Source organism: Streptomyces sp. 549 (genome assembly GCF_030124175.1).
Taxonomy (GTDB): domain Bacteria; phylum Actinomycetota; class Actinomycetes; order Streptomycetales; family Streptomycetaceae; genus Streptomyces.
In genome coordinates, this window is record NZ_JASKMT010000006.1 from 125204 (window position 1) to 137803 (window position 12600).

The window sequence follows — 12600 nt, forward strand, 5'->3', positions numbered from 1 at the left end:
TCGTGAACCACTCGTCCCCCACCGTGCCGCAGGGCGGCGTCCTGAACCAACGCGCGCTCAACCGGGCGCTGTTGGAACGCCAGTTGCTGCTCAACCGGTCCGAGATGTCCGCCTCGGACGCCGTCGCCCACTTGGTCGGCATGCAGGCCCAGGCGCCCGCACCCCCCTACACCGGCCTGTGGACACGGCTGGAAGGCTTCCGGCCCGAGGACCTGTCCGAGCTGATCAGCAACCGGCAGGCCGTCCGGCTGGTGATGATGCGCGGCACGCTGCACCTGGTCACCGCCGAGGACTGCCTGCGCCTGCGTCCCGTCCTGCAGAGCGCCCTGGAACGCTCGCTGACCAGCACCTTCGGCAAGAAGCTCACCGGTCTGGACGTCCACGAGGTGGCTGCCGCCGGACGGCAACTCGTCGAGAGCGAACCGCTCACCCTCGGCGGCATCGGCACCCGCCTCGCCGAACGCTGGCCCGACCACGACGAGTTCGCCATGGCCAACGCCGTCCGTGCCCTGGTCCCCCTCGTCCAGACTCCGCCGCGCGGGCTGTGGGGCGGCGTCGGCCAGGCCGTGCACACCAGCGCCGAAGCCTGGCTCGGCCGACCGCTGGAAGCGGACACCGAGCCCGACGACCTGGTGCTGCGCTACCTCGCGGCCTTCGGCCCGGCCACCGTCAAGGACATGCAGGCCTGGTCAGGCATGACCCGCCTCGCCGCCTGCGTGAAACGTCTGCGCCCCGAGCTGCGCGTCTACCGGGACAGCAACGGCAACGAACTCTTCGACGTCCCCGACGGCCCGCTGCCCGACCCGGACACCCCGGCCCCCGTGCGCTACCTGCCCGACTTCGACAACATCCTGCTCTCCCACGCCGACCGCAGCCGCATCCTCACCAAGGAGCAGCAGCGACGCGTCTTCACCCGCAACGGCCTGATCCGCGCCACCATCCTCGTCGACGGCTTCGTGCACGGCACCTGGCACCTCGACCGCAAGCGCGACGAAGCCACCCTCGTCGTCGAACCCTTCGCCCCCCTCGACCGCGCCGCGCGCTCAGCGCTTCAGGCGGAAGGCGAGGCGCTGCTCGCGTTCACCGCCGCCGACGCCGCCACCCACCACTTCCGCATCGACCCCTGACCGGAGGGCCGGCGGGACACCCCGCCGGCCCTCCGGCCCCTTACCCGAGGAGAACCGCCATGGCGGACAAGCCCTTCGCGGAACAGACCGTGGTCGTCACCGGAGGTGGCACCGGCATAGGCCGCGCCGCCGCACTCGCCTTCGCCGACCAGGGCGCCGCCCACGTCGTCATCACCGGCCGCCGCCCCGAACGCCTCGCCGAGGTCGCCGCCCTGCACCCGGCGGTCCGTGCTGTCATTGCCGACGACACCACCGCCGAAGGCACCGAAGCCGTGGCCGCCGCCGTCGAGCAGTGCGGCGGGACGCTCGACATGTTCGTCCACAACGCGGGCGTGTTCCGCTTCAGCCCCCTGGGCGCGATGGACGCGGCGACCGTACGCGAGGTCATGGACATCAACCTCATCGGCCCGATGCTGCTCACCCGCCCGCCTGCTCCCGGCGCTGCGCGCCCCCGGCGGCAGCATCGTGCTGTCGTCTCCAGCCGGGCCGGCCACAACCCGACCCCGGTCCGCTCCGCCTACGCGGCGAGCAAGGCCGGCATGCACAGCCTGACCCGCACCTGGCCGGCCGAGCTGGCGTCCCACGGCATCCGCGTCAACGCCGTCGCCCCCGGCTTCGTCAAGACCGAGGCGTACGCGGCGAACGGTCTCACCGAGGACCAGGTCAACGGCCTCTTCGAGCACGCCAAGGCCGACATCCCCCTCGGCGCCGTCGGCGAGGTCGACGACATCACCCCCCGGATCACCCGCCTCGCCGAACCGGCGGGCGCCCTCGTCACCGGCCAGATCCTCACCCTGGACGGCGGCATGGGCCTGGCCTGAGGCCTCGGCTCGTCCTATCCCGGCATGCGGCCTGTGGTGCGGGCCGGCGACCGTAGCGCCGCCATCGGCGGCCGGGTCCGCCGCCCCCGCGCCACGGGCCGCATGCGTGCATCCCTGCGGGCCGCCCCCGACTTGGCCGCCGCAGATCCCGCAACTGCGGATGGCCGGCAATTCAGCACTGCCGAACGGGGCTGGCAGTGGACGCCCGCTTCTGGCCGACCTCGGCGGTGCAGAAGTAGGTGATTGATCACCAGGGTGCGAGCCGAGGAACACGATTCCAGAGCCATGCTGGCTCGCTGCCGCTCATCGAGCACAGCGAAAACTCCAACGAGGAACTTCCCCCCGGCTGAATGGGCACGGTGTTGTGCAGAAAGTCGCCGTCGAGTGCTCGCACAAGCTTCACCAACAGCTGAGGCGCCGGTGAGGGCCGTGGAGCTGACCGCATCACCCGAGACTCGAGGTTACTCCTCACGTCGAGAACGAACAGGTAGTCGTCGAAAAGGGTATGCCCGTTTGTCCACCCCGACGACATGTCGCAAACCATGCATTCCCATTCTCGCAACATGTTCCCACAGAATGCACAGGATGCGCCATACTGTCAGCAACCGCAGGACTCAACCCCGCCCGCTCAACGGCCAACCTCCTGCCATCCTCTTCCTCGACCCACACCCGCTCGCGCCGCGTGAGCCCGCCCAGAAGCCTCTCTGTCTTCGGAGCGCGGGGGCCTGCATGGAAAGTGCCCACCAAAACTCCTTGCCAGGGCGTTGCCGGATCTCTCGGCGAATGACTCGCCAGACAGATCGGCTCATGGAAGTAACGGACGCACAGAAAGCCATTCCCTCAAAGTAGACGCCTCTTCCCCGTTCACCGGAAGGTAGGGGAGAAGGATTTCGAGTGCACTGATGAGGTTCTTGATCGTCCTCAACTCCAGCATGTCCGCCCGCTCCAGGCTCTGCCAATTCCGAAACGAGGAGGCGAACTCTTCAGGGGTACGGTTGAGCACCTTCATGGCATCTGCTATCTGTTGCGCTTCCCATCGGATAGGCGCACCAGCATGTTGGTATCCGGCTTTCCAGGCTTCTGATGACCGTCTGGCGATACTGGTCGACAACAGGGTTGCCGAGAGGGCATTCGTTAGCTCTCCTCCTCGGAAGAGGAGCTTGGTCGCGCACCGGGAGGTGGGGCGCCACCTCAGTCTCCATAGCACCGGTGCACTCGCCCGTGTACAAGTCGATGGAGATTCTCTTGGTCGACTGCCCTGAGGATAGGAAGAGATGCATTGCGCCGTCGCGGGACAACCTCATAACCTGGACTGGCACCACGACCCGACATTATGATCGATAAGAGGCAAAGAGTCCACCCAAGACACTTAGCCAGCCGGGAGCTGGCGGCGTGAGAACGCGGGGCAATTTCAGGGCGGGCGAATCCACCTACCAGGAGTGAGGCTGCCCACGCGACGAGGTCGGTGACGATGACGTGGAAGCGGAAATCAACTTCACCATTGAATCATTTGGTGATTTCAATGAATTTGGGCACAGATGCAATCGCCTCCTTGTCATTCCAGTCGTAGAGTACGACACCAATCGGAGCCTTGGCTCGCGAAAAGGTGATTCCGTGATTGCAGCAGTTGCACCAAAGCATGGCGTAACTGATTCGCGTTTCCCTGTCTCCGAAATGCTTGGAATCTAGACATCGCCTACCACAGTACGGGCAGAATTGATCACGAAGAGGCGTTGATTCGAGACCAGCCAGTATTCTAACCCAATCCTTCTTGCTATTCATCACCGAGTCGACCCTTGTAGTGATTCCAGAATTGATATTCTGACGCATAGGCCGCATCTTCGTATTGCATCTGCTGGGCGTGCGTTCTACTTGGTCCGTGTAGGTCTATCTGCATTACATGCATGCGCTCGTGTCCGATTGTTTTCACTAGATTCTCCATCGTAGAAAACGCGTCAGGGTACAGAGTGATGACTCTATCGGGGGATGTGTGCCCGTACAGCCCCTTCCCTATGAGGTCGGGGTCTCGATCAATTTTGACGGTTACTCCGTCAAGTCCCACCCCAGCCTGGTTAGCAGCCTGCACGACCACGCGCTTCTGCATTGCTACTTCGAGTTCAGAAAACGGCCCCGTGTTTGATTCTCGACGCTCCAGCAAGTCGGGTCGCGAAGGCTCTGAACTACATGGCGCCAGCCCCAGTGGGTCCGTCCAAGTAAGCGGATTATGGACGTAAGCGGCCGGGTTCGGGGCCGGGGCGAGGCCGAGGGGGTCGGGGGTGGTGTAGCGGGCGGTTTCGGGGTCGTAGTGGCGGAAGTGGTTGTGGTGGAGGCCGCCGGTTTCGGGGTCGTGGTACTGGCCGGGGAAGCGCAGCGGGGTGTGGGCGGTGGCGTCGCGGTTCCAGGTGGTGGTGCCCCACAGGGTGGTGCGGGTGTGCCAGGCGGTGTGGCCGGCCTCGTCGACGAGGTGGGTGGGGGTGCCGACGAGGTCGGTGACGATGGCGAGGAAGCGGGAGTCGATCTCGGTCTGAGTGGTGGCGTCGGTCAGGCGCTCGGTCTGGGTGAGGGGGTGGAGGCCGTGGTGGTCCCAGGTGAGGGTGACAGGGTGCGGCAGGTCGGGGCTGGTGGTGGTCTGTTCGACCAGCGTGGCACCGTCCCAGGTGAACTGCACCTCCTCGACAACCGCCTCGCCGCCGGTCCCGCCGACATCCCCACCCAGGCGTTGCTTGGCGGTGCGGCGGCCCAGTGGGTCGTAGCGGTAGCGCCAGCGGGTGCCGTCGGGGGTGGTGAGGTGGGTGAGGCGGTCGTGGGCGTCGTAGGTGTAGTGCCAGGTGTCGGGCTTGCGGGAGAGGCGGGTCTTGGTGCGCTGGGTGAGACGGCCGGCGGCGTCGTAGGTGTAGCGGACGCGGCCGGCGCCGGTGACGCGGGTGCCGGTGTAGGTGCGCGGGCCGGTGGCCTCGGTGCCGGGGTGGGTGTGGGGCCAGGTGGCGTGGGTCTGGTTGCCGGCCTCGTCGTAGGCGTAGGACTCGGACCAGCCGTCGGCGTGCACGGCGGTGACGCGGCCTGCGGGGTCGAGGGTGAAGCGGCGTGAGCCGGTGCCCGCCGACTCCCCGGTGTCGTCGATGCCGGTGAGGTAGCCGTCCGCGCGCCAGTGGTACGTGCGGCGGGTCAGCAGGTGCGCGTCGGGGCCGCCGAGGGCGGTCTGCTCGGTGAGGCGGCCTGCGGGGTCCCACTGCTGGGCCAGGGCAAGGCCCGGCCCGACGCGGCGGCCGGTGTGGCGGCCGATCGCGTCCAGGGCGAAGTCGACCCGGCGACCGGCGACGGTCATGCCCGTGCGGCGGCCCGCCGCGTCGTGGGTGTAGGTGGTGACGGCGCCCATCGGGGTGACGCGGCGGGTGCGGCGGCCGAGCCCGTCGTAACCGAAGGACGTGGTCCGGCCGTTGCTGGTCTCGGCCTTGACGCGGCCCGCCCGGTCGCGGTGGTAGACGAGTTCGCCGTCGTCGTTGGCCGCGCCGAGCAGGCGTCCGGCGACGTCGTAGGTGTAGGTGGTGACGGCGCCGTCCGCGTCGGTGCGCTGCACCTCGTCGAGCAGGCCGTGGGTGAGGGTGACGGTCTGGCCGAGCGGGTTGGTGCGGGCGGTGAGGCGGCCGACGGGGTCGTGCTCGTAGGTGAGGGTGCGGTCGTCGAAGTCGGTCTCGGAGGTCAGCCGGCCGCTGGGGTCGTAGGTGTAGTCCCAGGTGAGGCCCTGCGGGTTGGTGACGCGGGTGAGGCGCAGTTCGGCGTCGTGCTCGAAGGTGTGGCGCACGCCGTCGGGGCCGGTGCGGGCGGCGAGTTGGTCGAAGTGGGTGTACTCGAAGGTGGTGGTGCCGCCGTGCGGGTCGGTGTGGGTGGTGCAGTTGCCCTCGCCGTCGTAGGTCCAGCGTTCGTGCGTGCCGTCGGGGGCGGTGCGCGCGAGCAGCTTGCCCTCGACGTTCCAGGCGAGGTGGGTCACGGCCCCGGTGGGGTCGGTGACGGTGGTGACGCGGCCGAAGCGGTCGCGCTGGTAGCCGGTGACGGCGCCGACCGGGTCGGTGATCTCGACCGGTAGTCCGGCCGTGTCGCACCGCACGCGGGTGACGGCGCCCAGCGGGTCGGTGACGGAGGTGAGGTGGCCGGACCCGTCGTAGGTGTAGCGGGTTTCGGCGCCGGTCGGGTCGGTGGCGGTGACACGGTTGCCGCGCTCGTCGTACCCGTACTGCCAGCGGCTTCCCTCGACGTCGGTGACGGCTTCGGGCAGGCCGAGGGAGTTGACGTCCAACGTCACCGAGCGGCCGTCGGGGCGGGTGGCCCGGGTGAGGTTTCCCTGCGTGTCCCACTCGTAGGTGGTGGTGCGGCCGAGTGCGTCGGTGCGTTCCAGCGGCCGGCCGCGCCGGTCCTGACGGGTGTACGTGGTGTGGCCCAGCGGATCGGTGACGGCGGTGACGTTGCCGTTGCCGTCGATCAGGTGCCGGGTGGTGTGGCCCGCGGAGGTGGTGAGCGTGGTGACGCGGTGACCGGTGCGTTCGTCGCGTTCGTCGTAGGCGAGCCGGATGGCGAGATGGCCCTCGGTGCCGCCTTCGGCGATGCAGCGGTCGTTGTTGTCGTAGACGTAGTCGTAGCGGCGGTTGTTGGTGTCGGTCCAGGCGATGACGCGCTGCTCGTCGTCGTAGTCGAACCGCAGCGGCAGACCGGAGGAGTTGGTGACCGAGGTGAGGTTGCCGTCGGTGTAGCCGTAGCGGACGATCTCCTGGTCGCCGCCGTCCGGGGCGGCACCGGCCAGGTGCAGGGCGGTGACGCGCCCGTCAGCGGTGGTGAGGCGCAGCCGGTAGCCACCGGAGTGCGTGACGGCCAGCGGGGTGCCGTCGGGGGCGTACTCGAAGGTGACGGTGTTGCCGTTGCGGTCGTACAGCCCCTCCAGCAGGGCGGCCCCGTCCGCGCCGCCCTGCGGGCCTGCGAACAGGCGCACCACGCCCGTCTCCGGGTCGGTCAGGGTGTAGTCGCCGTTCTCGGCGCGTTCCAGCAGCAGCCGGTCGCCGTGGGTGGGCTCGGTGGGCACGCCGGGCGCCGGGTGCGGGAACGCCAGCAGCCGCCCGTCCTCGGAGACGAAGACGACGCCCTCGGCGTCCACCTCCAGCCGCTGGTCGGCGGTGCTCGACCAGGACGGGCCGAACCAGCGCCCCGACCGGTAGCCGGACTCCACCCGCCGCACGAACGCCAGCGGCAGTGCGCCCGGCAGCGCCACGTCCGTCTGCGGCAGGAACATCCTGCCGGTGGCCAGGTCGATCGGGTCGGTGCCTCCGGACTCCTTGTTCTCGTCCTTCTTCGCGTGCGACTTGGGATCGTCTCCGTTGAGGTTCTTGCGTCCGGCGCCGGACGGAACCTCCGCCGGGGTCTTCGCGAGTTTGCGCGGCAGGCCGGCGCCCTTGGGGCCGATCAGCTCAGGCGCGAGACGGCCGATGCCCTCTGCCCGGTCCCGCTCGAAGGCGTCCCATGCGCCCTGGAGCGCGGGCATGGGGTCCTTGGCGAGTTGCACGAGCCCGGTGGCGGTGCTGTTGAGGTTCGTGGCGTACTCGGCGGGGTGGGTGAGGTTGTAGGGGTCGGCCATGTTCATGCTGCGGGCGAACGAGAGGACTCCCGCGGTCCCCTTCAGGGCCCCGAACGCCAGATGGTCGGCGTCCACCCTCAGCCCGGTGATGCCCTGTTCCGCCTGCTCGGCGTAGGAGGGCATCGGCGGCGCCTCGTCCCGGGCGGCGCGCAGGCTGGCGGCGGCGGTGCGCTGGGCGCTGTCGCGCTGTGTGCGCGCCTCGGCGAGCATCTCCTGCGCGGCCTCGATGTCGGCCGTGCCCGGATCCTTGAACGCGCCCGGCTTCTTGGGCAGATCGGCCGGGTCGCGCTTGTCGGCGGCGGTGCCGTTGTACTTCTCCACCGCGTCGTTGTAGGTGTTCACCGCCTCGTTGTGCGCGGTGCGCGCGGCCTCGGACGCCTTGACGCCCTTGTTGTACTTCGCCAGCGCCTCCTTGGCCTGGCCCTGGGCCCACTCCACCGTTCCGGCGAAGTCCCGCAGCGCCTTCGCCGCCTTCTCGCAGGCGTCCGCCGCCTTGAACCACTTCTTCGGCTCGACCGACACCTTCTCCCGGAACGCGTCGGCCGCCTGCCCCTTCAGCCGGGAGGAGTCCAGCGCCTTCAGTCCCTGGCCGACGCTGTTGAACGACTTCTTCAGGTCGTCGAGATGACCGGCCGTGGCGCGCAGCTTCGACGAGCTGCCGTGGACGAGCTTGTTCGGCTCCTCCGTCTCGCCGAGCTGCAACTCGGCGACGTCCGCGCCGAGTCGGTTGGCCGTCGACTTCGACTTGTCACGTATCCAGTCCGCGCCGCCGTCCCAGCCGACGTCCTCGGCCCGGTCGGCCGTCCACTCGCCGGCGTCGTCAACGAACTCGCCGACCTTCTCCTTGCCCTTGTCGATCCAGCCACCGACCGGTCCGAGCAGATCTCCCGCGCCCATCAGTCCTGCTCCCCCTGCGTGCTGCGGATGCCTAGCTCCGGATCGCCGGTGTCCTTCCAGGACTGCTTGATGTCAGCGACGGCCTGGTCCCTGGACTCCTGGCTGTAGTCCGGGGCGTCCGGGGTCAGGAGTTCCTTCCAGCCCTGCTTCTCGATCTCCTCCTCGGTGAGGTGGGGATTGCCCGTGGGGGAGACGGCGTTGGCGACGATCTTGAAGGTGCCCTCCCGGTAACGGTCCTCCTCCCAGGTCATGCCCGCTGCCAGGCCGAGCCGCCGGGCGAGCTGGTTCGCGTCCTGGACCAGGGCGCGCACGCCCCACTCCCAGCGGTCGCAGAACCCGTCGAAGGCGTCCGCGACCTCGCTGCTGCCGGCCTCCATCTTCGTCAGCGCCAGGCCACCGACGCCGGAGCCCGTACGCGACCCTGTGACGCCTCCGATGTCGGCCAGCTCGTCCATCGCGCCGCGCAGCCCGTTGGTGATCAGGGCCACCGCCTCAGGGCTGATGTCGAGGTCGTCCTCGCCGCCGCTCATCGGACCGTGCCAGACGCGTTGTCCCCGGTGGTGTGCCCGGAGTTGTCCGCGGAGGCGCTCCCCCCGGACGTCTGCACGGCTGCCACGTCGGGCAGATCCACCGCGGCTGCGTCGGGCACGATGCCCTGCACGGGCGGGAACATCATCGAGCCGTTCTCGTCGGCCACGTTGAGGGCCACCCCTGCGGGCCCCTCCAGCGCGGGCACCACCACGTCAAGCAGCCGGGCGCCCAGGATCTCGCGGTACTCCGGCTCCGCGCCGGGTTCGTCCCCGCGCGCGGTCGTGAACCGGGCGTACGCCGCGCTGTCGGTGAACGCGTACACCCACCGGATGCCGCCCATCGAGGCGGACATGAAACCGCCGTCGATCACGGGCGCAAAAACCGGCGTTCGCCGGAACTCCCCCAGCAGCACCGCCGGTTCGGTCGTCCCGGCCCGCACGCCTGCTATGTGCTCCGTCAACTCCACGGCTGTCCCCCGCACCCCTCGGTCCCCCCGACAGGGCAGAACGCTAGCGCGAACTGCGGGGTCACGTCACAGCAGCGAACGGCACTGTGGCGAAGCCCATGCCGGGTGGTTGGGTGCGGGGGCACGGGGCCGGGGAGTTGGGAGCGCGTTCACGCGGGTGGTGGGCCGAGGCTTGTGGGAGCTTGCTGGCGTCGGCTGGCACCTGCGTCGCGATACCGCACTCCCTCTTCTACGCGACACACATGCGCCGTCCGTCAGTACCGCGACCAGGCCACTCCCCGCAAGGACAGCGCCCTCCGGGTTTGAGACCACCAGAGTGTGCTCGTCCTCGCCGAGCGTGCCGGCCAAGGGGCCGGTTGCTGGGCGCTATCGAGCTCAGACGACAGACCTGACAATGAACTCACCCCGACCGGTGCACCCTCAACTGGGCTCTCGTACAGCCCGCGAATCTGTCGAGCGCGGATAACCGCGCTACCCCTGCGCACCTTCTGCAAGTTACGCGGTGGGCCGGTTCGAATGGCGTCAAGCACCAAAGCCGCACTCACCCTCGAGCGGTAACATTGAAGTACCTAATCATCCTCAGAAGCCGAACAAGGGCAAGTTGACACACCTCTTTGAGAGTGGGAGTGTCCTCCCTGACCAGGTCACTTTTCGGGGATCTCCAGCCCGGCGCCACTGCCGGATTATCAGCGGAGATGCAAGAGGTTGGGGGAAGATGCGAACGTTCGCAACCGGCAGGTATTTTGACCGACGATCATTTGCCGCACTGGCATTTCTCCTTGCGACAATTCTGACCGCGGCGCAGTCGAGCCCGGCGCAGGCGGCAGCGATGAAGAAGGTCTGTGCGCCCAAGAAGTGCGTAAAGGTGAAGAAGTCCAGGATCTGCTACCCGGGAGACGGGTGCGGGAAGCGCGCTTACCGGGAACTACCGGCGACTACTTACTGCTCTTCTTCGGTTGGATGCGTCTCGTACAAAGGGAAGAAGTACAGATTCGTCGGGGGCACCAAGATGACGCCGGAGCAACAAACGCAGGCACAGAAGTGTGCGGCAGGGCTCGGCGTCGCTGGCCTCGGCTTCATCGGCGCCGGGCCAACTGGCGTTACTATTCTTGGTGTCGTCGTTTCTGCATGGGGGTGCTCATAGTGGATCTCAGGGGCCCGGCCAGTGGGCAGAAGGGTCCGACCCCCAAGTTCAGCTTCTTGATGGCGGTGCTGTTTACTCTGCTCGCCGTCTGGGTTTCGAGCGACAATCTCGCGTACACAGCGGCACTACTAGGTATTGCGGCGATCTGGGCGACTCAAGGAGTAATCTCGGTACGCAAGACGCGCCGCCTAAGAAGTCAGTCGAAATGAACTGATCCGTAGTCACACAAGGGACCGCAACCGCTCCTCAGCAGAGTGACTGCGGTCCCTTGTGTCGCGTGCTACGAGGCGAACTTCTTCGCTATTCCTGACGTGACGGGCCAGCTTATCCGACGTGCCGAGACGACTGGAGGAAACCCAAGTGTGCCGAGACATCAGAGTCAACGTGCTGGGTGAAATAACTGACGGGGAGGAGCGCGGGCGCTACGTGATCATCAAGAGAATGAATGACGTGCCGTCGAGCTTCCTCGTACTTCTCTTTCTTGACCCCGACCATGCAACAGGACTGGGTGATTACTGGGTGGAGAGTTACGAGGCCCTCGAGGAGTTCTTCGCGGAGTGCCGCTGGGAGGTGTGCTGGAGCGATGATTGACCCAATTCCGTCGCATGTTCTGCAATTCGACGCGACCATGGGCTCCACCGTGGACCGCGCGTGCGGCGCGCGGCAGCGAACCGCTCCCAGCAACCCGACGTGGCGAGCGGTTTCAGCCGGCGCTCTCGGCCTGTGCCAAGGCGTGCCGGTATTCCTGTGTCCACTCGGCTACATGCTGGTCCGGAGGCAGTCCTGCGAGCCCGGCTCGGAGATTCGCCTTGGCGTCCGCGTGGTCGCCCAGGGCGAGGTGGGCCAAGCCGATCCCCATGCGGGAGAACGTCGGTGTCAGCCAGTACGCCGTCCCCGGCGGTGTTGTGTTCCCGGCGGAGCCCGCAAGGTCGCCCGCCTCTCCCAGCAGTCGCCTGGCGTGTTCACGTTCCCCCAGCAGCGCGTAACCGTGCGCGGCCTGCACTGCGTCACCGACGCGGTGCGGCGCCAGGGGTGTGGTAGGCGGTGAGGAACCAGCGCAGGACAGCACGCGGACGATCCTGCTGGCGGGCGAGATAGCCCTTGAAGTTGGCGGCCTGCGCGGCGAGGACGCCGTCGTTGACATCATCGGCGCGGTCCTCGGCCTCGGTGAGCCATCGCGCGGCTTCCGCGTCGTTCCTCGCCTCTGCGTGCAACCACCCCATGAACTGGACCCATTCCGCCGCCACCCGGTGCAGCCCTTGCGCGTGCGGGCCTCGCACCTCCCGGGCCAGCTGCTCCACGGTCTCCCACTGGACGGCGGTGACCGGCAGCATCGCGGCGGCGGACACGGCGTCGTCGAGTCGGCGTTGAGCGGCCAGCACAGCTGCGAAGGCCTCCACCGTCTCAGCGTCGACGCGAGCGGGATGAGCCACCCCGTGGGCCATCCGCTCATGGTCGTCGGGGGTGAGCAGCGCCAAAGTGCCGTCGGCACCCAGTAGTCGGTTCAGGGCCGCGACCAACTGAGGGGACGGTTCCTGCTTCCCGTTCAGGACGCGCGAGAGGTACGCGACGTCGTAGCTGAGCGCACGGGCGGCCCCTCTTATGGTCATGCCGTTGGTCTCAAGCGCAGCGCGAGCTTTGGCAGCGAAGTCCTTCACGCGAATCTCCGGGCAGCCGTTGACTGTTGACACCCAGCGTAGTCAACAGCAGTCAACTGGTGAGCACGATCGCGGAAGGCGAAGGCTGGGCGGCAAGTACCCCCGCGACGGGTGGAGCCGTCCGGGGGCGTGGCCAACCTGAGGAAAGCAGGTCGACGTGGGCATTGTCCTCCGTCTCGTCATCTGGTGGCGAGCGTGCGTACCAGGCGGCCACCAGTGCCGTCGAGGGACCTCGTGCTGCTCATCGCCGCGCCGCCCGTTCAGCGCGGCGGCCCCCTACCGCCCAGCACCCACCCGACGCCCTGCCACCCCCACTCGCCTGGCGCACCCGCCGCG

At 68.0% G+C, this 12600-nt stretch carries 8 protein-coding genes; 4 read left to right on the top strand and 4 right to left on the bottom strand.

From position 1 onward, the window contains the following. The first annotated feature begins 2 nt into the window (after window positions 1-2). Together QNO07_RS09965 and QNO07_RS09970 are read left to right on the top strand one after the other, a co-directional pair. Window positions 3-1127, top strand: coding sequence for a winged helix DNA-binding domain-containing protein (locus tag QNO07_RS09965; protein ID WP_283991375.1), 1125 nt, complete (start codon window positions 3-5; stop codon window positions 1125-1127). 59 nt (window positions 1128-1186) lie between these two features. Next, entirely contained in the window at window positions 1187-1948 is a 762-nt protein-coding gene (locus tag QNO07_RS09970; RefSeq protein WP_283991377.1) for an SDR family NAD(P)-dependent oxidoreductase, read from the top strand. A 1774-nt stretch (window positions 1949-3722) separates the two neighbouring features. Here the strand turns inward: QNO07_RS09970 and QNO07_RS09975 are convergent. Genes QNO07_RS09975 through QNO07_RS09985 form a run of 3 tightly spaced genes read right to left on the bottom strand, consistent with a single transcriptional unit; the run spans window position 3723 to window position 9462 of the window. Continuing rightward, complete coding sequence (locus QNO07_RS09975) at window positions 3723-8465, bottom strand: putative T7SS-secreted protein (RefSeq protein ID WP_283991379.1); 4743 nt, start codon at window positions 8463-8465, stop codon at window positions 3723-3725. Next, entirely contained in the window at window positions 8465-8995 is a 531-nt protein-coding gene (locus tag QNO07_RS09980; protein WP_283991380.1) for a hypothetical protein, read from the bottom strand. The genes QNO07_RS09975 and QNO07_RS09980 overlap by 1 nt, the downstream gene beginning before the upstream one ends. Then, window positions 8992-9462, bottom strand: coding sequence for a hypothetical protein (locus tag QNO07_RS09985; protein WP_283991381.1), 471 nt, complete (start codon window positions 9460-9462; stop codon window positions 8992-8994). Before QNO07_RS09985 ends, QNO07_RS09980 begins: the two co-directional genes overlap by 4 nt. 715 nt (window positions 9463-10177) lie before the next feature. On the opposite strand from QNO07_RS09985, the gene QNO07_RS09990 reads away from it, so the two are divergent. Together QNO07_RS09990 and QNO07_RS09995 are read left to right on the top strand one after the other, a co-directional pair. Next, a complete protein-coding gene (locus QNO07_RS09990) occupies window positions 10178-10606 on the top strand; it encodes a hypothetical protein (RefSeq protein WP_283991382.1) in 429 nt (142 codons plus the stop codon). A gap of 333 nt (window positions 10607-10939) precedes the next feature. Next, the gene (locus tag QNO07_RS09995) at window positions 10940-11197 is read left to right on the top strand and encodes a hypothetical protein (RefSeq protein ID WP_283991383.1); all 258 of its coding nucleotides are present in this window, start codon (window positions 10940-10942) and stop codon (window positions 11195-11197) included. A gap of 416 nt (window positions 11198-11613) precedes the next feature. Here QNO07_RS09995 and QNO07_RS10000 read toward each other — a convergent pair whose 3' ends face one another. After that, window positions 11614-12297: a helix-turn-helix domain-containing protein gene (locus QNO07_RS10000; protein ID WP_283991384.1), complete on the bottom strand. Its 684-nt coding sequence runs from the start codon at window positions 12295-12297 to the stop codon at window positions 11614-11616. Window positions 12298-12600: the final 303 nt, after the last annotated feature.